At 71.3% G+C, this 20,249-nt stretch carries 16 protein-coding genes and 1 pseudogene; 6 read left to right on the forward strand and 11 right to left on the reverse strand.

Annotated elements, in window-relative coordinates:
• Positions 1 to 79: 79 nt before the first annotated feature.
• From QQM67_RS21200 to QQM67_RS30775, 5 genes and pseudogenes are all read right to left on the reverse strand, one after another.
• Positions 80 to 1,483, reverse strand: a complete 1,404-nt coding sequence (locus QQM67_RS21200) for a nitrate/nitrite transporter (RefSeq protein WP_314175556.1) — start codon at positions 1,481 to 1,483, stop codon at positions 80 to 82.
• A gap of 93 nt (positions 1,484 to 1,576) precedes the next feature.
• On the reverse strand, positions 1,577 to 2,941 hold the full coding sequence (locus tag QQM67_RS21205; protein ID WP_314175557.1) for an acyltransferase family protein: 1,365 nt from the start codon (positions 2,939 to 2,941) through the stop codon (positions 1,577 to 1,579).
• Positions 2,938 to 5,259, reverse strand: coding sequence for a glycosyltransferase (locus QQM67_RS21210; RefSeq protein ID WP_399067305.1), 2,322 nt, complete (start codon positions 5,257 to 5,259; stop codon positions 2,938 to 2,940). The genes QQM67_RS21205 and QQM67_RS21210 overlap by 4 nt, the downstream gene beginning before the upstream one ends.
• Positions 5,260 to 5,297: 38 nt before the next feature.
• A complete protein-coding gene (locus tag QQM67_RS21215) occupies positions 5,298 to 5,987 on the reverse strand; it encodes a hypothetical protein (RefSeq protein WP_314175558.1) in 690 nt (229 codons plus the stop codon).
• A 349-nt stretch (positions 5,988 to 6,336) separates the two neighbouring features.
• Positions 6,337 to 6,408 (reverse strand): annotated as a pseudogene (locus QQM67_RS30775) (DUF1062 domain-containing protein); the annotation flags it as partial.
• A gap of 327 nt (positions 6,409 to 6,735) precedes the next feature.
• On the opposite strand from QQM67_RS30775, the gene QQM67_RS21225 reads away from it, so the two are divergent.
• From QQM67_RS21225 to QQM67_RS21235, 3 genes are all read left to right on the forward strand, one after another.
• Positions 6,736 to 8,688 (forward strand): S53 family peptidase, encoded by a 1,953-nt coding sequence (locus QQM67_RS21225; RefSeq protein WP_314175559.1) that lies wholly within the window; start codon positions 6,736 to 6,738, stop codon positions 8,686 to 8,688.
• Between the two features lie 212 nt (positions 8,689 to 8,900).
• Positions 8,901 to 9,575 (forward strand): DUF6445 family protein, encoded by a 675-nt coding sequence (locus QQM67_RS21230; protein ID WP_314175560.1) that lies wholly within the window; start codon positions 8,901 to 8,903, stop codon positions 9,573 to 9,575.
• 179 nt (positions 9,576 to 9,754) lie between these two features.
• The gene (locus tag QQM67_RS21235; RefSeq protein WP_314175561.1) at positions 9,755 to 11,296 is read left to right on the forward strand and encodes an alpha/beta hydrolase; all 1,542 of its coding nucleotides are present in this window, start codon (positions 9,755 to 9,757) and stop codon (positions 11,294 to 11,296) included.
• Between the two features lie 138 nt (positions 11,297 to 11,434).
• On the opposite strand, the gene QQM67_RS21240 is transcribed toward QQM67_RS21235, so the two are convergent.
• On the reverse strand, positions 11,435 to 11,779 hold the full coding sequence (locus QQM67_RS21240) for a hypothetical protein (protein WP_314175562.1): 345 nt from the start codon (positions 11,777 to 11,779) through the stop codon (positions 11,435 to 11,437).
• 59 nt (positions 11,780 to 11,838) lie between these two features.
• Between QQM67_RS21240 and QQM67_RS21245 the strand changes: the two genes are divergently transcribed.
• Positions 11,839 to 13,233, forward strand: coding sequence for an MFS transporter (locus QQM67_RS21245; RefSeq protein WP_399067266.1), 1,395 nt, complete (start codon positions 11,839 to 11,841; stop codon positions 13,231 to 13,233).
• A gap of 96 nt (positions 13,234 to 13,329) precedes the next feature.
• The gene (locus tag QQM67_RS21250) at positions 13,330 to 14,700 is read left to right on the forward strand and encodes a lipase family protein (protein ID WP_314175563.1); all 1,371 of its coding nucleotides are present in this window, start codon (positions 13,330 to 13,332) and stop codon (positions 14,698 to 14,700) included.
• Positions 14,701 to 14,733: 33 nt separating this feature from the next.
• Here the strand turns inward: QQM67_RS21250 and QQM67_RS21255 are convergent, their stop codons facing one another.
• From QQM67_RS21255 to QQM67_RS30710, 5 genes are all read right to left on the reverse strand, one after another.
• Positions 14,734 to 16,101, reverse strand: coding sequence for an LLM class flavin-dependent oxidoreductase (locus QQM67_RS21255; protein WP_314175647.1), 1,368 nt, complete (start codon positions 16,099 to 16,101; stop codon positions 14,734 to 14,736).
• Positions 16,102 to 16,169: 68 nt separating this feature from the next.
• Complete coding sequence (locus QQM67_RS21260; RefSeq protein ID WP_314175565.1) at positions 16,170 to 16,964, reverse strand: ABC transporter ATP-binding protein; 795 nt, start codon at positions 16,962 to 16,964, stop codon at positions 16,170 to 16,172.
• Positions 16,940 to 17,794, reverse strand: a complete 855-nt coding sequence (locus tag QQM67_RS21265) for an ABC transporter permease subunit (protein WP_399067268.1) — start codon at positions 17,792 to 17,794, stop codon at positions 16,940 to 16,942. The genes QQM67_RS21260 and QQM67_RS21265 overlap by 25 nt, the downstream gene beginning before the upstream one ends.
• On the reverse strand, positions 17,791 to 18,912 hold the full coding sequence (locus QQM67_RS21270) for an ABC transporter substrate-binding protein (protein WP_314175566.1): 1,122 nt from the start codon (positions 18,910 to 18,912) through the stop codon (positions 17,791 to 17,793). The genes QQM67_RS21265 and QQM67_RS21270 overlap by 4 nt, the downstream gene beginning before the upstream one ends.
• A gap of 190 nt (positions 18,913 to 19,102) precedes the next feature.
• Entirely contained in the window at positions 19,103 to 19,177 is a 75-nt protein-coding gene (locus tag QQM67_RS30710; protein ID WP_399067307.1) for a putative leader peptide, read from the reverse strand.
• Positions 19,178 to 19,521: 344 nt separating this feature from the next.
• Here QQM67_RS30710 and QQM67_RS21275 point away from each other — a divergent pair, with 344 nt between their 5' ends.
• On the forward strand, positions 19,522 to 20,247 hold the full coding sequence (locus QQM67_RS21275) for a dienelactone hydrolase family protein (protein ID WP_314175567.1): 726 nt from the start codon (positions 19,522 to 19,524) through the stop codon (positions 20,245 to 20,247).
• The last annotated feature ends 2 nt before the right edge of the window (positions 20,248 to 20,249 follow it).

The following is a 20,249-nucleotide window of genomic DNA, read 5'->3' on the forward strand; positions in this document are numbered from 1 at the left end:
AGTACCGAGCCTGTCAACAGTGGATGACCGGCCCGGTACTCCGGGGTTTCCCGGCTGTTACGCCGGGCGTTCGCTCTCCTCACACCTCGGCGTGCGCGGCGGGCGCCGGCTGCCGGTCCGCCGCCGCGGGGGCGCCGTCCGGCATGTTCTCCGGCGCGTCGGTACGCCGCAGATACACGGCCCAGGTGACCGCACAGCACACCCCGTAGAAGCACAGGAAGGTGAGGTATGCCGCCGTCCCCGTCCCCACGGTCTCAAACGACTGCCGGAAGGCGAGGTTGATCCCCAGCCCGCCGAGCGCGCCGACCGCGCCGATCAGGCCCATCGCCGCGCCCGACAGGCGCCGCCCGCTCGCGGCGGCCTCCTCGCCGCCCTTCCCCGCCGCGAGCGCCTTGGAGTGGAAGATCGCCGGGATCATCTTGTACGTCGAGCCGTTGCCGATGCCGCTCAGTACGAACAGCACGGTGAAGCCCACCAGGAAGAAGAGCAGGGACTCGCGCAGGGACGCCGCCACGACGACGAGCGTCGCCGCCGCCATCGCCGCGAAGTTCCACAGGGTGATCCGCGCGCCGCCGAAGCGGTCGGCGAGCTGCCCGCCCAGCGGGCGTACGAGCGAGCCGAGCAGCGGCCCGAGGAAGGTGAGCGAGGCTGCCTGGAGGGGCGTGCGCGCGAACTGCGTCTGGAGCACCAGCCCGAAGGCGAAGCTGTAGCCGATGAACGAGCCGAAGGTGCCGATGTAGAGGAAGGACATGATCCACGTGTGCACGTCCCGCACGGCCTCCTTCGCGGCCCCGGTGTCGTTGCGCACGGGCCCGAGGTTGTCCATCCAGCGCGCGGAGCACACGGCGGCGACCACGATCAGCGGGATGTAGATGCCCAGCAGGACGCGCGGATGACCGGCGCCGGCGGCGGCGATCACCCCGAGCCCCACGAGCTGCACCACCGGCACCCCGATGTTGCCGCCGCCCGCGTTGACGCCGAGGGCCCAGCCCTTGCGGCGCAGCGGGAAGAAGGAGTTGATGTTGGTCATGGACGAGGCGAAGTTGCCGCCGCCGACACCGGTGAGCAGCGCGACCACCATGAGCGTCGTGTAGGACGTGCCGGGCTCCATCACGATCATGGCCGCCACCGTGGGGACCAGCAGCAGACTCGCGCTGATCACCGTCCAGTTGCGGCCCCCGAAGCGGGCCACCGCGAAGGTGTACGGCACGCGCGCCACCGCGCCGACCAGCGTCGCCATCGAGATGAGCAGGAACTTCCCGGCGGGGTCGACGCCGTACTCGGGGCCCATGAACAGCACGAGGACCGACCACAGGGTCCAGACCGAGAAGCCGATGTGCTCCGAGACGACGGACAGCAGCAGGTTGCGGTGCGCGACACGTTCGCCGCTCTCCCGCCAGAACGTCTCGTCCTCCGGGGTCCAGTGCTCGATCCAGCGTCCCTTCCGGGTTGTGCTGCCGGGCGCAGCGGTCGCAGGGCTCATGGCGCCTCCACAGATTCTCGGGTGTCGCACCCGAAGCTAGGGACGGCGCGTTTCGGTGCCGTGCCGTGAGGTGTCGCGCAGGAAACCTTGCGCTCACCTGCGGCGGGCGGTGCCGGTGAGAGGCGTCTCCGGCGGCCCGGCTGTTCCCGCTGTCCCCGCCGTTCCGGCTGTTCCCGCTGTTCCGGCTGCCTCCGAGGTCCCCGCTGTTCCGGGAGGCCGCTGAGACCGTGCGTGCCGTGCGCCCTTGCGGGCCCCGGCCGCTCCCGTACGGGGCCACAGCCGCGGACGGCGCCGGGCCGCCACGTCCTCGGCCCAGCCGAACGCCGCGATCAGAAGGGCCACGAGGGGCCACACGGCCAGGAACATCAGCACGTCGTACGAGCGCTCCAGCACGTCCGACGCGGCCTGCGAATCCCCGATCGCCGGTACGCGCCACAGCAGGTCCAGCAGCGGCACCGTCGCGATCAGCGCCGGCTGGTGCCACAGATAGAGCGTGACGGCGCGGGAGTTGGCGAGCGTGACGGGACGCTCCAGCCGCCGCAGCGGCCCCGGCAGCCGGTGCCAGGACGGGCTGACCCGGAGCAGCAGCAGACAGAAGCCGAACGACCACAGGGCCTGGCCGAGCGGGATGTCGTTCAGGTCCCAGCCGTCCTCGCCGGGGTGGCCGCTCGCCCACCACAGTCCCGCGGCCATGGCGACGGGCGCGGCGAAGGCCACGGCGTACGCGGGGACGCGCCGCAGCAGCCCGTCGTGGTGGGCGAAGCCGAGCAGCCAGCACGAGCCGTACACCGCGAAGTCCGTGACCGCCTCGCCGGTCTCGCCGGGGATGCGGACGAGCCCGGTGCCCACCACCGCGGTGAGGGCGAGCGGTGCGAACAGCGTCGCCCACGGCAGCCGCCGGAAGGCGCGCAGCAGCAGCGGCGAGGCGATCACGAACCACAGGTAGGCCCGCAGGTACCACAGCGGTCCGGCGGCCTCCATCGCCCACGTGACGTCCAGCAGGCCGCCGTTGGAGCCGATCTCCTCCGGGTAGGGCGGGCTGCCGAGCGGCACGATCCAGCACAGCATGCGCAGCAGTCCGCCGAGCCCGTCCCGGTCCGGCCGCCATCCCTGTACGAAGAGCAGCGTCAGCAGCGTGGCCCCGTACAGCCACAGCGGCAGCAGCAGCCTGCGCGCCCTGCCGCGTACGACGCCGAGGGCGGGCCGTCCCAGCGAGCGCGCCATCAGCGAGCCCGCGAGCGCGAACATCACGCCCATGGACGGGAAGAGGAAGGTCAGCCAGGCCCAGCTGAAGGTGTGGTAGACGACCACACGCACGAGGGCCACGGCGCGCAGCAGGTCCAGATAGCGGTCACGTACGGGCGGCGCGGGGGCGGCGGGTGCCGCTCCGGGTGCGGACGGGGAGGCCGGGCCCGCTGCCGGGCCGGGCGCGGCGTCCGGCGCGGGATGCGGGGTCAACTCCCCGCCCCCGTCCGCGCCGTCTGCCGCTCCCCCGACGCCGGCACCGACACGGACGCCGACGCCGACGCAGACGCCGGCAGGTACGCAACCGCCGACTGCGCCACCGACTCCGGCTCCGGCTCCGGCTCCGGAAGATGCCGCGGAGCCGGCTGCGCCCCGACCCCGTCGGGAGCCGCGCCCAACTGCCCCGTGCGGCGCAGCTTCTGCCAGCGTAGACGCCCGCCCGTGAGCGCGGTGATCCACGACTGCATCAGCACCACGTACATCAACTGCCGGTAGAGCAGCTGCTGAAGGGGCAGCGTCAGCAGCGGCGTCAGCCGCTCGCGGTCCAGCCGGAACGCATACGCCGCGCACGCCCCCTGCACCACCAGCACGGCCAGCCATGCCACCGCCGTGCGCAGCGCGGGCCCGAAGACCACCCCGTAGACGAGGAATACGTCGATCAGCGGTGCCAGCAGCGGCGCGAGCACCGTGAACATCGCCACGAGCGGCAGCCCGACCCGGCCGAAGCGGCCCGACGGACCGCGCTCCAGCACCGCGCGCCGGTGCTTCCAGATCGCCTGCATCGTGCCGTAACTCCACCGGTAGCGCTGCGACCACAGCTGCCTGACCGTTCCGGGGGCCTCCGTCCACGCCCGCGCCCGCTCCTCGTACACCACGCGCCAGCCGTCGCGGTGCAGCGCCATCGTGACGTCGGTGTCCTCGGCGAGGGTGTCGTCGCTCATGCCGCCGACGCGTTGCAGCGCGGTACGCCGGAACGCCCCGACCGCGCCGGGGATGGTGGGCATGCAGCGCAGTACGTCGTACATGCGGCGGTCGAGGTTGAAGCCCATCACGTACTCGATGTGCTGCCACGCGCCGATCAGTTTGCGGCGGTTGCCGACCTTGGCGTTCCCGGCGACGGCGCCGACGCGCGGATCGGCGAACGGCTGGACGAGCTCCCGCACCGTCGAGGGTTCGAAGACCGTGTCGCCGTCCATCATCACGATCAGGTCGTAAGCGGCGTGCCGCAGCCCGTTGTTGAGCGCGGCGGCCTTCCCGGCATTGGCCTGGCACAGCACGCGCACACCCGGCAGCCGCAGGGCCTCTACGATCTCGGCGGTGCCGTCGGTGGAGCCGTCGTCGATGACGATCACTTCGAGCGGATGGTCGTTCGCGGCGAGGGAGCGCACGGTGCGGGCTATGCACTCGCGCTCGTTGTACGCGGGCACCAGCACGGTGACCGGTCGCGTCACGGCCTGGGTCACCGGCCCGGCCACGGGATGAGCCCGCTTCCCGGAATGACCCAGGGCCCGGGTCACGGGCTGCCGGTGCTTGCCGGGCGGCCCGCGCAACCTCCGTACGCGCCGCGCGTGCACCGTCGACAGTACGAGCATCATCGCGAACCGCGCGACGACCAGCGCGCCGACCACGATCAGGGCCACGACGAGCACACCCATGACGCTGTCGGAGACGCCGACCGCCCCGACGAAGGCGCGGCCCTGCCACAACTCCTTGCCGTGCACCGCCGTGTGGGGGCTGGGAGAGCCCAACGCCTCGGTCAGACGCGGGAATTCGTAACCCTCCGCGCGCATCTGCGGAAGCATCCGGTCCAGCGCGGCGACCGTCTGCGAGCGGTCGCCACCGGAGTCGTGCATCAGCACGATCGCTCCCTTGCCGGGCTGCTTCGGCATGGCGCGCCGCACGATCTCGTCCACGCCCGGACGTGCCCAGTCCTCGCTGTCGGTGTCGATGAACGCGGTGATGTAGCCGCGGTCCGCGATCTCGCGGACGACGGGCCACGACTCGTCGTCGAGCGCGTCGGCGGTCGAGGAGTAGGGCGGCCGGAACAGCGACGTGCGCACGCCGGCGGCGCCCGCCAACGCGAGCTGGCTCTGGGCGAGTTCACGCTGGATGCGGGACGACGACTGGTAGGAGAGGTCGGGGTGGTTGAAGGTGTGCAGCCCCACCTCGTGGCCCTCCTCGATCATCCGCCGCACCAGGTCCGGATAGCGGGCCGTCATGGTGCCCGTGACGAAGAAGACGGCGTGCGCGTGGTGTTCGGCGAGCTTGTCGAGGATCTTCGGCGTCCACTCCGGATCGGGGCCGTCGTCGAAGGTCAGCACGATCTTGTGGTCGGGCACGCGGTGGCTGACGGTCTCCGCGCCGCGCGCGTCGACCACGGGCCCGCCCGAGAGGACCTTCTCGGGCACGGCGTCGGTTGCGACGGGTGGCCGCACCCGGTGGTCGGCGAGGAATTCGCTGTGCACGTAGCCGCGCAGCAGCAGCATCACCACGACGACGAGGAGCAGGACCGCCGGCAGCAGATAACGCAGCGGCAGCCGGGCCCTCTTGGGCCCGGTGGAGGCGCGTGTCACTCGGCACCCGCCGCCATGGTGCCGGCCGAACCGCCGCCGCCCAGCTGGTCGATGACCTGGTCCAGGATGCCGCCCTGGGACGACGGGGACTCCGAGGGCGTCGGCTCCCCGGGCTCCGTCGTCGGGTCGGAGGGCGTGCCGCCGCCGCCCGTCGAGCCGGTGCCTCCGCCGGCCGCGGGCTCGGCGGGCGGGTCGGCAGGCGTGGAGCCCGTCCCGCCCGTGCCGCCGTCGGTGCCGCTCGCGCCGCCCTTGCTGCCGCCGCCGTCCGCCGGGGCCTTCGTTCCGCCCGCGCCAGAGGTGGCGCGGGTTCCGGGCGACGCCTTGGACGAAGTCGCGGGCGTACGGGCTCCGTCGGCGCCGGATGCCCCCGCCGGGGCGGAGGCGCCGGGGCTCGGCTCGTCCGTGCCGGACGGGGACGCCCCCGGCAACTGCCGCTGCGCGTCGTCGTCCTGCTCCGGTACGACGCGTGCCGCGCCGGACTTGTCGTCGCCCCCTGGTATCAGCACGCCCCAGGGCGCGTCCGAATTGCCGCCGATCACGCTCAGCGCCACGACCAGCGCGTAGCCGCCGCCGGCGGCCCCCATCGCCCAGCCGAGCCGGCGCCAGGTGCGGCGCCTGCCGCCGCTGCTGTCCACGAAGACCGGGGCGGTGCCGCCGTCCGGCCGCCCCACGGAGTGCTCGTCCATCTTGCTTCGCGCCCTCCCCACTCTGGCGAGCACGCCCCCTCCTAGTTGAGGGAGAAAATGTAGCGTAGATGTGAAGACATAAATGTGACTAGTCGGGTTTTTTGCGCACTCATTGGACAGAGCTGTGACAACTCGGTGACAAGGTGAACTCGGCCCAAACAGGCCTGACCGGGTTCGAGCGGGGCTGCGCCCCACCGGTTTCGGCGCCAACTCCATTTGTGAATAGGGGACTTGGGGGCACTTGGGCTGCTTCCGTCGCCGTGCCCCGGCTCCGGCACCTGCTCCGGGGCACCGCTTCGTCCATGATCCGCCGGGCGGGGACGCGGCGGTGGGGCGCCCGAAATCCAGTGGAGCGGCGCTGCACGACCGGATCCTGGAGCAACTCGGCTGTCAGGCCAGGGTCGTTGTCATGCCGATCAAGGAAGAAAGCCTCGTCCCGGCGGTCCGGCTGCGCGGCAAGCTCTCCGGCGACTTCACCTTCACGCTCAAGCGCTGAGGCTCCAAAGGACCGCGGGCCTGTCCGGCATGTTCCGCCGGAGTCGAGCGCGAGATCCGGCTGTGCCACCGCGCCCGCTCCGGAATCGGCGCGAAGGGCGCCAAGCGCCGTTCCATTGCCTTTCCTTGGGCCTTTCTTGAGGCACGGATTCCCCCGGCATGCGCGAATCAGCGAAATATTGGCGCAGCACAGTGCCTCCCACCGGGCACTGCGGTCCGCGACGACTTCGCGACCGAATTCGAAGGGGGTTCCATGAGAATTGCCCGTTTCAGAACGCGCGCCGGCATAGCCGTGGCAGCCGCACTGCCGCTGCTCGCCGGCGCCTTGGCCATGGGCGTTCCGGCTCATGCCGACGGCTCACCGCACAAGCGGCACGTACTGAAGAACACGAAGCCGCAGTGGGCGACGGCGAAGGCCGACCGCGGCAGTACGGCCGACTCCGCGAAGGTGACACCCAGGGTCTACCTGGCCGGACGTGACGCCTCGGGGCTGGCGGCACGCGTCAAGGCGGTGTCCGACCCGGCCTCCGCGTCGTACGGGAAGTATCTGTCAGCCGCGCAGGCACGCGCGCGCTACGGCCCAACGAAGGCTCAACAGGCCGCCGTCGCCGCGTGGTTGAGGTCGGCCGGGATGAAGGTGACCGGCACCAGCGAGCACTACGTCTCCGCCTCGGGCGACGCCGCGTCGGCGGAGAAGGCGTTCGGCACGCAGCTGCACGACTACACCAAGGACGGCAAGACCTACCGTGCGCCGCAGCAGGCCGCGTCGGTGCCGTCCTCGCTGCGCGGGGCGGTGCTGACCGTCGCCGGCCTGGACAACGCGCCGAAGCTCGTACGGCACGACGAGGCGCTGCCGCCGCCCGGCCCGGTCTTCCGCAACTCCGGCCCGTTCTCCAGCTATTACGGCTCCAGGACGGCCACCGGCCTTCCCGAGGCGTACGGGAAGCACGTGCCGTACGCGGTCAAGGGCTACACCGGCAAGCAGCTGCGCGCGGCGTACGGCGCCGCCGGCACGGGCCTGACCGGCAAGGGCGTGACCGTCGCGATCACCGACGCGTACGCCTCGCCGTCCATCGCCGAGGATGCCTCCGAGTACGCCGGGCGCAACGGCGACAAGGCGTACCGCAAGGGTCAGTTGAGCCAGGTGCTGCCCGACGACTACAACCACACGAAGGACTGCGACGCGGCGGGCTGGTACGGCGAGGAGACCCTCGACGTGGAGGCCGTGCACGCGCTCGCGCCCGCCGCGGACATCACCTACGTCGGCGGCGCGTCCTGCCAGGACGCCGACCTGCTCGACTCGCTCAGCAAGATCGTCGACCGCAGGCTCGCCGACGTCGTCTCCAACTCCTGGGGGGACGTGGAGGAGAACGAGACACCGGACGTGGCCGCCGCATACGACCATGTCTTCCAGCTCGGTGCCATCGAGGGCATCGGCTTCTACTTCTCCTCCGGCGACGACGGCGACAACGTCGCCACCACCGGCACGAAGCAGGTCGGCACCCCGGCCAACTCCCCCTGGGTGACCGCTGTCGGCGGCACGAGTCTCGCCGTGGGCAAGGGCGACTCGTACACGTTCGAGACCGGTTGGGGCACGGATCAGGCGCCGCTGTCGAAGAACGGCAAGAGCTGGAAGGGCCCGCCCGGCCCGTTCACCTCCGGCGCGGGAGGCGGCACGAGCAAGACCTACGGCCAGCCGTTCTACCAGCGCGGCGTCGTGCCGGACGCGCTCGCCAAGGCCAACGGGCAGGCCCGGCAGCGCGTCCTGCCCGACGTCGCGGCCGTGGCCGACCCCAACACCGGCTTCCTGGTGGGCCAGACGCAGCAGCAGACCGACGGCTCGCTGAAGTACAGCGAGTACCGCATCGGCGGCACCTCGCTGGCCGCCCCGGTCGTCGCCGGCGTGCAGGCACTGGCGCAGCAGGCCGGGAACGGCAGGCCGATCGGCTTCGCCAATCCGTCCCTCTACGCCCGGTTCGGTACCAAGGCGTACCACGACGTCACCGACCACCCGCTCGGTCCGACGACCGAACTCGCAGTGGCGCGCGTCGACTTCGCCAACGGCGCCGACGACTCCGAGGGGTTGAAGACCTCGCTGCGCACCCTCGGCAAGGACAGCTCACTCAAGGCCGTCACGGGCTATGACGACGTCACCGGCGTGGGCTCGCCCGCCGCGGGCTATCTGAGGTCGTTCCAGCACGGCTGAGCAAGGGCGGAGCGCGCATGATGAACCCCGTACCGGGAGATCTCCCGGTACGGGGTTTCGCCGGGAATTGACAACCTTGACAACCGGCGATGGGCCGCGGGTAATTCGGCGATCCGCAATGCGCTTCAGAAAGCGCCCGATGGCGATGAGTTGGCGAAGGATTGACCAACCGAAGGGAATCGGCGGCGAATGGGGACCGTAGGTTCTACGGCATGCCCCCACAGCTTCCGAAACAACCTCCCGTTCTGCCTTACCGCAGACCCACGCGCGACCGCGACTACTGGGTGCTGGACGACGTCCTGCCGAACATCGACGACATACGCACCCGCTGCCTGACGAAGGACGAATGGCTCAAGGGCTACCCGTACAGGCCGGAGAGCTGGCCGGGAATGCGCACCATGCCGGGGCTGGAACCGGCCGAACTCGCCCGCGTCGAGGGCCTGGTGAAGAAGGCGACCGGGGCACGCGAGCTGTGGCAGGAGACCGCTCCCGGCGGCGGCACCCTCAACCACAACTGCATCCAGGTCGTCGGCAAGGACGAGTGCGAGCCCCGCCCGCACACCGATTCGCGCAACCTGTGCCGCTACGCCGCGGTGCTCTACCTCACCCCGGACGCGCCCGAGGACTGCGGCACCAGCTTCTACCGGCAGAGCCTCTCCGGCGGCCTCCTCGGCGGGAACCTGGTGACGGCGCCGCACAACAACCTCGTCGACGCCCTGGGCACGCGCTTCGTCCCGCCCGACTCCTTCACCGAGGACCTGCGCGTGCCGAACCGCTACAACCGGCTGCTCCTCTACGCCGCGAACATGATGCACACGGCCACCGGTTACTGCGGCAGCACGATGGAGGACAAGCGCATGACGGCCGTCTTCTTCTGGATGGCCTGACGCCGCACCCGAGGCCGCCCGCCCGGCCGGGGCGGAGCACCTAGGGTCCCCCGTCCTCCGCAGGTCCCACGCCTCTCCGTCACAGGTCGTACAAAGCCTGACCCGTAGATGGATTCGCCCCAACTCCCCGCCACGACACAGTCGTTCCTCCTGGATGCCGATAGGAAGGAACGGCTGTCGTGCGGATACGACGGATAGCGCCACCCATACTCATCGTGGGGATCGCGGCGGCGATCGTCCCTGGACTCGTCTCGGCGCAGGCGGCAGCGGCGGACCCACTGAGACCGTACGAGACCCAGAAGCCCTCGTGGCACCGCTGCGATCCCAAGATGCCGGCCTCGTACCAGTGCGCCACCATCAAGGTCCCGCTCGACTACGACCGTCCCGACGGCAAGAAGATCAAGCTCGCCATCTCCCGGATCAAGACGAGCGAGCCCGGCAAGCGGCACGGCGTGATGCTCTTCAACCCCGGAGGTCCGGGCGGCGAAGGCCTCAGCATGCCGGTCATGATGAAGGACACGCTGCCCGAGAAGGTCCGCGAGCAATACGATCTCGTCGGCTTCGACCCGCGCGGCGTCGGCCGGAGCAGCCCTGTCACCTGCGACCTCTCGGCCGCGGAGCAGAACACCGAACGCCCGTACAAGCCCGAGACGTTCAGCAACGACGTCAAGTGGGCCCGGACCGTCGCGAAGAAGTGCCGCGAGGAGAACGGCGACAAGCTCCCGCACATCACGACCCGCAACACCGCCCGCGACATGGACGTGATCCGCGGCGTGCTGGGCGAGAAGAAGATCTCCTACCTGGGCTACTCCTACGGCACCTATCTGGGCGCCGTCTACACGCAGATGTTCCCCGGGCGATCGGACCGCTTCGTCCTGGACAGCTCGGTCGACCCCGCCCGGATCTGGCGGGGCATGATCCAGGTGTGGGCGTCGGGCAGCGAGCCGGCGTTCACCCGTTGGACGAAGTGGACCGCCGAGCACCACAGCACCTACAAGCTCGGCGACACCCCCGCGAAGGTCCGGAAGACGTTCTGGGCACTCGTCGCCCGCGCCGACGAGAAGCCGATCCCGTACGAGGGCGGCAAGGTCAACGGGGACGACATCCGCTCGGGGCTGCGCATGCAGTTCTTCAGCCCCAAGGAGGCGGCCACCACGGTCAAGGACCTGAAGAAGGCCGCCGACGGCGGGCCCGACGCGAAGGGCCTCGCGGCCCCCGAGGAGCAGACGGACAACATGACGGCCGCCTTCTGGTCCGTCGTCTGCGGCGACACGGCCGCCTGGCCGCACGACCCCGAGCAGTACCGCCGCGACGCCGTCAGGGACAAGGCCAAGTACCCGATCTACGGCGACTTCGCGTCCAACATCACGCCCTGTGCCTTCTGGGACAAGCCCGCCGAGCCCGCCACCGACGTGAACAACAACGTGGGCACGCTCACCGTCCAGAACCAGTGGGACTCCCAGACCCCGCTGTCCAGCGGCCGCGGCATGCACCGGGCCCTGAAGGGTTCACGCATGGTCTACGTCGCGGGCGGCGAAGGACACGGCGTGTACGACGAGGACCCGAAGGCCTGCGCGAACCGTGCGGTCAACTCGTATCTGAGCACCGGAAGGCTTCCGGGCGAGGACGTCACCTGCAAGGCGGCGAAGGACCAGAACCGCGACGCGAGCGAGCACCCGCCGGTGCCCCGGCGCGTCCCGGGCGTGCCTGACCGCTTCTGACACACCAACACGGGGGAGACCGGCCGTCGTTGAAGGTCTCCGGCCCGCCGTCCGGTCTCCCCCTTCACCGCCCCGCGAACAAGCGCGAAGAAGCGCGAGGAAGCGCGAAGAAGTGCGGACAGGTCCCGGCCGTCCGCGTCAGCCCTGCGGCTCGGAGAAGCTCCGCGCGAGATCTCGGTGCCTGTCCGCCGCCAGCTTCGCCTGGGCGGGACTGATGACCGACCCGGGCATGCCGCCCAGCCGTTCGACCTCGCCCGCGAGGCGCAGATGCTCGGTGTGCGCGTGCTCGCGGCACGCGAGACAAGTGACGCTGTCCGGACGCGGGGAGGTCATCGCATACGGCACCCGCAGCCCGCAGCCGGTCGTGACGGCGCTCGGCAGGTCGCCGGCCAGGCCGAACGTGGACGCCAGCATGTTGCGGGCGGCGGCGTCGCCGTGCACCACCTTCGACTCGACGTGGATGTGCGGATCGCTCCCGTCCACGCGCTGCCCTCCCTGAATTCGGTTGGCCGGACGCCCGGCCGACCGCGAGTCTTGCCCACATGCCCCGCAGCCCCGACCACCGTAGCGACGGCGAGGGCGTTCGCCGACCGCCCGGGGAAGGGGTTCCCTTTCTGGGGCTGACCGGCCACACGCTCATCGCGCGTCCGAAGCCCGCGACCGGCTCTGCCGGACCTCCGCCCGGCGGCCGCACACCCCGGCCGCCGGGGGCGATACCTCGCCGACTCGCCCCGTACGGGCGGCTGTTCGCCGTGCCCGGAACCCGGGCCTTCACGGCCGGAAGCATGCTCGCCCGGTCGCCCATGGGGATGTTCACCGTCTCCGCGGTCATCATGATCGCGAGCACGCGAGGCTCGTACGCGCTGGCGGGGGCCGTGAGCGCGACGGGGCTCGCCGCGACCGGCGTCCTCGGGCCGCTGACGGCGCGGCTCATCGACCGGTACGGGCAGATCCGCATCGCCCTGCCCGCCTCCCTGGTCGCGGTGGCCGGAGCGGTGTCGCTCGCTGCGTGCGTGCGGTTCGGGGCGCCGGACTGGACGCTGTTCGCCTCCCACGCGGCGACCGCCACCATGCCCAACACCGGCGGCATGGCCAGGGCCCGCTGGGCGCATATCTTCCGCGACGAGCCGGCCGCCCGGCACACCGCCAACTCCTTCGAACAGGCCGCGGACGAGCTGTGCTTCATGGCGGGGCCGCCGCTCTCCGCGTTCCTGTGCACGCAACTCTTCGTGGAATCCGGCATGTTGACCGGAGCGCTGCTTCTGCTGCTGGGCATGCTGCTCTTCGCGGCGCAGCGCTCCACCGAACCGCCGGTGGAGCGGCGGACCTCCGAACGCACCGCCCCCGCCCTCCGGTTGCCGGCTCTGCTGCCGCTGCTGGCGACGTTCCTGTGCATCGGCGTCGTGTTCGGGTCGATGGAGGTCGCGACGATCGCCTTCGCCGACGGACGGGGGCAGCAGGCGGCGGCTGGCGTCGTGCTCGCCTTCCATGCCACGGGCTCGGCGGTGGCGGGCCTCCTCGTCGGCACGCTCCGGCCGCCCACGGGCCCGGTCGTGCGGCGGTTCGCTCTGTGCGTCGGCGTCATGGCCGTGCTGGCGCTGGTGTCGTTCGCGGCGGCGAGCAGCGGGAGCCTGCTGCTGCTCGGCGCGGCCCTGCTCGTCGCGGGAATGGGAACGGCTCCCGCGATGGTGACGGGCATGACGCTGATCCAGGAGACCGTCCCCGCCGCCCGGCTGAACGAGGGCATGACCCTGGCCGTGACCGCGCTGGTCGGCGGCATCGCGTCCGGGTCGGCCGCCGCGGGCTGGGCGGCCGAACACCTCGCGCCGGGCGCCGCGTTCACGATCCCGCCGACGGCCGCCGCCCTCGCCGCGGCCGTGGCGTTCTCCGCTTTCGTACGCTCCACGTGGCGGCAGCGGTCGTCGCACGCTCAATAGTTACTCATGCGTAACCGAACGAGGGGTTACCGCGGGTACGCCGGCACCGCTAGCTTTCCCTCACTTCGCACCGGAGCAGAGCGAGGGGAGAGAGCCATGGGACGCACACCCAGAAGCCGCACCGCCCGAGGGATCTTCGGCCGCCCCGGCCGCCGACTGCCCGCGGTCGTCCTCGCGGCGCTCGCCTGCGTCGCCGCGCAGGCCGTACCGGCGGCCTCGGCCACCGCGTCGCAGCGTACGGTCTCCCGCGGTGTGGAGATCCCGGCGTTCTACGACCCTCCCGCACAACTGCCCGGCGCCGACGGCGCGTTGGTACGGAGCGAGCCGCTGCCGCTCGGCCTGAGCCTGCCCGGCCCGGACGGTCCGCTGCCCGGTGAGGCGACCCGTCTGATGTACAAGTCCACGGACGCGGGCGGCGATCCGGTCGCGGTGACCGGTGCCTACATCGAGCCGTCGGCCGACTGGAAGGGCGACGGCCCGCGCCCCTTGGTGGCCGTGGCACCGGGCACGATGGGGCAGGGCGACCAGTGCGCGGCGTCCCTCGCTCTGGAGCACCCGGTCACGCTCAACGGCAAGACGGTGTCCGTCGGTTACGAGGACGTGGCCGTCTACCGGCTGCTGGCCGAAGGGGCCGCCGTGGTCGTCACCGACTACGCGGGCCTCGGTGCGACGGACCGGCTGCACACGTACGTCAACCGCCGCGACGAGGCCCATGCCCTGCTGGACGCGGCGCGCGCCGCCCGTCATGTGGAGGGTGCCTCGGTCACCGCCGACTCGCGCGTCGGCCTCTTCGGCTACAGCCAGGGCGGCGGCGCGAGTGCGGCCGCCGCCGAGTCGGCGCGGTCGTACGCGCCGGACGTGAAGCTGGCCGGGACGTACGCGGGCGCGCCGCCCGCCGACCTGACCGACGTCGTCGAGGGCATCGACGGAAGCGCGCTGGCCGGCGCGCTCGGCTGGTCGGTCAACGGCTTCGTCCAGTCCGATCCGTCCCTGGAGGACATCGCCGACGCGAACATCAACGCCGCCGGCAGGGCCGCGCTCGACGATCTGTCGACCATGTGCGTGGGCGACGCGATCTTCAAGTACGGCTTCACACAGAGCGGTAAGTGGACGACGAGCGGCAAGTCCATCTCCGACATCGTCGCCGCCGAGCCGAAGCTCCAGGCCACCCTCGACGCCCAGCGGATCGGCTCGCGGAAGCCGTACGGGCCGGTGCGCGTGGCGACCGGTGTCCAGGACGACATCGTGCCCCACGCTCAGGCCCGCCGCCTCGCGGTGGACTGGTGCGGCAAGGGCGCGGACGTCACGTACCAGCCCGTCCAACTGCCCGACCTCGGCAAGGGGTTGCTCACCAACCACCTCGCGCCCCTCGTCGTGGACCAGAGTGACGCGATCTCCTGGCTCACCGACCGGCTGTCCGGCGAGGCCGCCGCCTCCGACTGCGGGACGCTGGCCGGGCGGCCCTGAGGCGCCGGCACCCGGCGGCCTCAGGGCCGCCGGTCACGCCACCGTGGCCGGAGCGGCCCGCGGGGCGTAGCGGCTCGACGGGCGTGCCAGTCCGTAGTGTTCGCGCAGCGTGCGGCCGGTGTAGCCGCTCCGGAAGAGGCCGCGTTCGCGCAGGATCGGCACGACGTGCCCGGAGAAGAGGTCGAAGCCCCCCGGCAGCCACGGCGGCATGACGTTGAAGCCGTCGGCCGCGCCCTCCTCGTACCACTGCTGAAGCTGGTCGGCGACCTGCTCCGGCGTCCCCGCGATGACCCTGTGGCCGCGCGCTCCCGCGAGCCGGTGCAACAGCTGCCGCACGGTGGGCTGTTCACGTTCGACGATGTCGAGGACGAGCTGGAAGCGGCTGCCGTTGCCGCGCTCGCCGCCGGTCTCGATCAGCTCACGCGGCACGGGCCCGTCCAGCTGCTCCGGCGACAGCCGGATTCCGAGGAGCCGGTGGAGGAGCTGGAGCGAATACTCGGGCTGCGTCAGCTCGTTGAAGTCGTCGTGCAGCCGCCGGGCCTCCGCCTCGGTGGACGCGATGAACGGGCTGATGCCGGGCAGCACCAGCAACTTCCGCGGATCGCGGCCGAGTCGGGCCGCACGCCGCTTGATGTCCGCGTAGAACTCCTGGCCGCTGGGGAGCGTCTGGTGCGCGGTGAAGACGGCCTCGGCGTAGCGCGCCGCGAAGGCACGTCCGTCCTCCGACGAGCCGGCCTGCACGTACACGGGTCTGCCCTGCGGCGAGCGGGGGATGTTGAGCGGGCCGCGCACCTTCAGCAGCGGGCCCTCGTGGTCGACGGTGTGGATGCGGTCGGTGTCGGCGAACAGGCCGCTGCGCTGGTCGGCGACGAGGGCGTCGTCCTCCCAGCTGTCCCAGAGCTTGCCGACGGCTTCGAGGAAGTCCCGGGCGCGCTCGTAGCGTTCGGCGTGTACGGGATGGGCGTCGAGGCCGAAGTTCTGCGCCGCCTGCGGCGCCCCGGTGGTGACGATGTTCCAGCCCGCGCGGCCCCGGCTGAGGTGGTCGAGGGAAGCGAAGAGCCGCGCGAGGTTGTACGGCTCGGAGTAGGTCGTGGACGCGGTGGCGATCAGACCGATCCGCTCGGTGGCGGCGGCGACGGCCGACAGCCAGGTGAAGGGTTCGAGGCGGAAGCGGCTCGCGTAGCGGACGTTGTCGGCGAGGGCCGGGCCGTCGGCGAAGAAGACGCCGTCGAAGGCGGCGGCCTCGGCGCTGCGGGCCAGGTCCTGGTAGAAGCGGATGTCCAGCAGCCGCTCCGGGTCCGAGGCGCTGTGGCGCCAGGCCGCCTCGTGGTGCCCGCCCGGATAGACGAACAGATTGAGGTGCAGCTCGCGCTCCGGGGACTCCGCTTCCCCTTCGGGCACCGCGCCCCAGTTCGTCGTCTGGGCGCTCCCGTTCGTCTCCGCGTTCCCGTTCACGGGTACGTGCGCCGTCACGCGGACACCTCTTCCTTCTCCCGGTCCGGTTCCACCCCGGACGGCCGCGCCGCCGTGTCCACGCCCAGCCGCGTCAGCAGCGATTCGCGCAGTGCCGCGTACTCCGGCGTGCCGTGACCGCGCGCCGGACCGTCCAGCTCGACGGGTACGTCCGCCGTGATCCGGCCGTCCTCCAACACCGCGACGCGGTCGGCGAGTTCGATCGCCTCGTCCACGTCGTGCGTCACCAGCAGCACGGCCGGACGGTGTGCCTCGCACAGCTTCCGGAGCAGCTCGTGCATGCGGATGCGGGTCAGCGCGTCCAGCGCCCCGAACGGCTCGTCGGCGAGGAGGAGTTCGGGTTCGCGTACGAGGGAGCGGGCCAGCGAGACCCGCTGCTGCTCGCCGCCGGACAGCTCCACCGGCCACGCCGACTCCCGGTCGGCCAGGCCGACTTCGTCGAGCGCCGCACGTCCGCGCTCGCGCGCGTCCGGTCCGCGCAGGCCGAGCAGCACGTTGTCCAGGACCCGCTTCCACGGCAGCAGCCGGGCGTCCTGGAAGACGACGGAGACGTCGGCGGGCGCGCTCAGCAGCCCCGTGCCGGACACCTCGTGGTCCAGGCCCGCCAGGGCCCGCAGCAGCGTCGACTTCCCGGAGCCGCTGCGGCCGAGCAGCGCCACGAACTCGCCCGCGCCGATGTCGAGTTCGAGCCCTTCGAGGACCTTCCGTTCGCCGAAGGAGCGCTCCAGACCGTGGATGCGTACTGCTGTACGCCCCGGGGAGGCGCTCAGCTCGCGAGTGTCCGCCGCCATGACAGCACCTTCCTCTCCGCGTATCGCACCAGCCCGTCGGAGAGGAGGCCCAGCAGCCCGTACACCACGAGACCGACGATGATGATCTCGGTCTGTCCGTACGTGCGTGCCAGCTCCATCATGTAGCCGAGTCCGCTGGTGGCGTTGACCTGTTCGACGACGACGAGCGTGAGCCAGGCGGCCGTCACGGCGAAGCGCATGCCGAGCAGGAAGCCCGGCAGTGCGCCGGGCAGCACGACATGGCGGATGAACCCGCGGCGGTTCAGCCCCACCGTCTCCGAGAGTTCGACGTAGCGGCTGTCGATGGTGCGCAGCCCGTTGTGGGTGTGGATGTAGACGGGGACGAAGACGGCGAGCGCCACCGTGATGACCTTCATCGACTCGCCGATGCCGAACCACAGGACCAGCAGCGGCACGAGCGCCAGCGACGGCAGGGCGCGCTTCATCTGCACCGGGCCGTCGATCAGGCCCTCGCCGATGCGGCTCAGGCCGGAGGCGACCGCGAGGAGCACTCCGGTGACGGTGCCGAACGCGAGGCCCAGCACGGCGCGTTGGGCCGAACTCGCCAGATGCCCCTGGAGCCTGCCGTCCGCGATGAGGTCGCCCGCGGTGGTCACGACCGTCCACGGAGCCGACAGCAGCCGGGGCTCGATGAGCCCTGCCGCGGAGCCGGCCGACCAGATCGCCAGCAGCAGCACGGGGCCGAGCGCCTTGCCGAACGGGAGCGGGCGGCCCGGCGCGAGGCGCGGGCCGGAGCCCGGACGCGGCCGCTCACGCCGGGTGGCGCCCGTCAGGCGCAGAAAGGTGTTCCGGCTGGTTGCGACGCTCACGGCTTCTCCTCCCCGGACTTCTTGAGGGCGTCCGCCGCGACCCGCTCGAAGCGCCGGTCGAAGAGCGTGGCCACGTCGAACCTCTTCTGGCCGGTCTCCCGCGCGAGCAGATCCACGGTCTTCTGGTGGCGGCGGATCACCGGATCCCAGTCGCCGGGGATCTCCGGCTCGCCGTTGTGCTTGTGGAGATAGGCGCCGTCGTCGTGGCTCAGGCCCTGGTCCTTCACGGCGTAGCCGTCGATCCACTCCTTCGGGTGTTCGTACGCCCAGAACTGGGCCCGCGCCCAGAACTTGATGAACTCCCTGATGGCGGCGGCCTTCTGGGGGTCGGCCACGGACTCGGTCGGCGCCCACAGATGGGAGGCGTCGTCGCGGAGCCCGTGCGGGATGGTCTTGCCGCCCTCCTTGCCGTACTTGGCCGGATAGCGCTTGAGGTTGACCTGGCCGAGGGGCGCCGCGTCGACCTGACGCTCACCGAGCGCCGTGGTGTAGACGTCGCCCGTGCTGGGCATCTCGACGAGCTTCACGTCGTCCTTCTTCAGGCCCGCCTTCGCGAGGATGCGCAGCACGAGTGCGCCCTGCGCCTGCCCGGGGCTGAATGCGATCTTCTTTCCGCGCAGATCCTTCAGCGAGTCGATGTGCGCGCCGGGCGCGATTCCGAGCCGGTAGATCGGATTCCTCGCGGGGTCCTTGCGGAATTCCGCCGCGACAAGTTTCGTGTCCAGGCCCGTCCAGTGCGCGTGGATGGACGGCACTTCCGCCGCCGCGCACAGATCCAGCGAATGCGCGCGGAAGGCCTCGGAGCACTGCGGACCGCCGCTGATGTTCGCCCACTTCACCTTGAACGGCAACTTCTTCGCCGCGCCGGAGAGTTTGAGGATGACGCGGTCCTCGGGGGCGCCGATGGTGAGCGTCGTCTTCGGGGAGACCTTCGCCGGGATCTCCGTCTTCGCGAGCTTCGTGTCGCTGGTGCCGCCGGTGCCGTCCTGCTGCGCGCAACTCACCAGCAGGGCAGGGGATATGAGGGCCAGCAGAAGGGCGAGGTTCCGGGCTACGGGCCGCCGTCGGCCGTACGTATGCGCGCGGGGTCGGTGGAGGTCGGAATCGGGCCTGGGCATGTTCGTGTCCCGGTTCGTTCGGGTGATGCTGCGGTACGGGGGCATGCGCCGGCGGGCCCACGGCTGAAGTGCACAGGGGCACGGAGCGCGCGGGCATCCGGAAAGCGCGGAAAAGAAGAAGGAGTTGAGAGAACGGCGCGAACGGGCACGGGGGGCGGCGTGGTTGCGCGGCGCGCGCCGGAGCGGAAACTCAGCTACACAGCGCCGAGGCGACGCGCCGCAAATCCACGGAACGGCGCCGGGTGAAGCCGGGGAATTCGAGCATGCCGTCGAAGCTAACGAGGGCATGCACCCGGGTCAACAGCCCGAAAGCGCAACGGAGAAAGCGCAATACGGGCTTCGTGGCCCCGCCATTGCGCTGTTACACCCGGGAAACACCCGGGAGTTCGTGACGCGATCAGGGCCCGGTCGTCGTGAGACCGCGGTGCGGCCGGAAAACCCGTTGGCGGACCACGGCGACGACTGCTAGCTTCCCGGGGGCCGTGCGAGAGAACGAGGAGGTGGTTACCCGTGAACGCAGTATCGACATGGGTGCTCCCCTCCGGGGTCACGGTCGGGCGATAGGTCGTCCGGGAGCGCCGTCCACGAGCACTCCCGAAAGGCACGACCATGCGATTCACTTCTGAAGCGCGCCTCGACGACGGCGTCCTGGAGCGCGAATTCACCCTCGGCGAGATCCCCGGCACCCTGTGGACGACTGAATCCTCCGCACCGGCCCCGCTGATCCTGATGGCCCACAACAACGGCCTGCCCAAGGCGGAACCCCGGCTGGTGGCCCGGGCCCGGTACACCGCGGCGCACGGCTACGCGGTGGCCACCATCGACGCCGCCGGGTGCGGTGACCGTCCCCGTTCCGCCGCCGACGAGCAGGCCCGTGCCGACCTCCGGCGAGCGATGCAGGCCGGCGAGCCGGTCGACGAGCTCTTCGAGTCCTTCATCGGCCCGCTGGTCGAGAACGCGGTCCCGGAATGGCAGACCACCCTGGACGCCCTCCTCGAGCTGCCCGAGATCGGCGGTCCGGTCGGGTACTCCGGGGGCTGGACCGCCCTCGGCATCCGGCTGGCGGTGGTCGAGCCGCGCATCGCCGCCGCGGGCTTCTTCGCCGGGGGTTACGTACCCCGCGCCCAGCGCGAGGAGGCCCGGCAGGTCACCATCCCGCTGCTGTTCCTGCTCCAGTGGGACGACGAAGGGAACCCGCGTCAGCGGGCCCTGGACCTGTTCGACGCCTTCGGCAGCAAGGAGAAGACGCTGCACGCCAACATGGGCGGGCACACGGGCACCCCGTGGTTCGAGGCGGAGGACGGGATCCGGTTCTGTGACCGGCACCTGAAGTAAGG

Origin of the sequence: Streptomyces winkii (assembly GCF_032248595.1) — a bacterium.
GTDB classification, from domain to species: domain Bacteria; phylum Actinomycetota; class Actinomycetes; order Streptomycetales; family Streptomycetaceae; genus Streptomyces; species Streptomyces winkii.

Excerpts from the sequence above, each read along its gene's own strand:
- QQM67_RS21250 (WP_314175563.1), top strand. The coding sequence starts at position 13,330 with ATGGGACGCACACCCAGAAGCCGCACCGCCCGAGGGATCTTCGGCCGC.
- QQM67_RS21215 (WP_314175558.1), bottom strand. The coding sequence starts at position 5,987 with ATGGACGAGCACTCCGTGGGGCGGCCGGACGGCGGCACCGCCCCGGTC.
- QQM67_RS21260 (WP_314175565.1), bottom strand. The coding sequence starts at position 16,964 with ATGGCGGCGGACACTCGCGAGCTGAGCGCCTCCCCGGGGCGTACAGCA.
- QQM67_RS21200 (WP_314175556.1), bottom strand. The coding sequence starts at position 1,483 with ATGAGCCCTGCGACCGCTGCGCCCGGCAGCACAACCCGGAAGGGACGC.
- QQM67_RS21245 (WP_399067266.1), top strand. The coding sequence starts at position 11,839 with ATGCCCCGCAGCCCCGACCACCGTAGCGACGGCGAGGGCGTTCGCCGA.
- QQM67_RS21270 (WP_314175566.1), bottom strand. The coding sequence starts at position 18,912 with ATGCCCAGGCCCGATTCCGACCTCCACCGACCCCGCGCGCATACGTAC.
- QQM67_RS21275 (WP_314175567.1), top strand. The coding sequence starts at position 19,522 with ATGCGATTCACTTCTGAAGCGCGCCTCGACGACGGCGTCCTGGAGCGC.
- QQM67_RS21230 (WP_314175560.1), top strand. The coding sequence starts at position 8,901 with ATGCCCCCACAGCTTCCGAAACAACCTCCCGTTCTGCCTTACCGCAGA.
- QQM67_RS21225 (WP_314175559.1), top strand. The coding sequence starts at position 6,736 with ATGAGAATTGCCCGTTTCAGAACGCGCGCCGGCATAGCCGTGGCAGCC.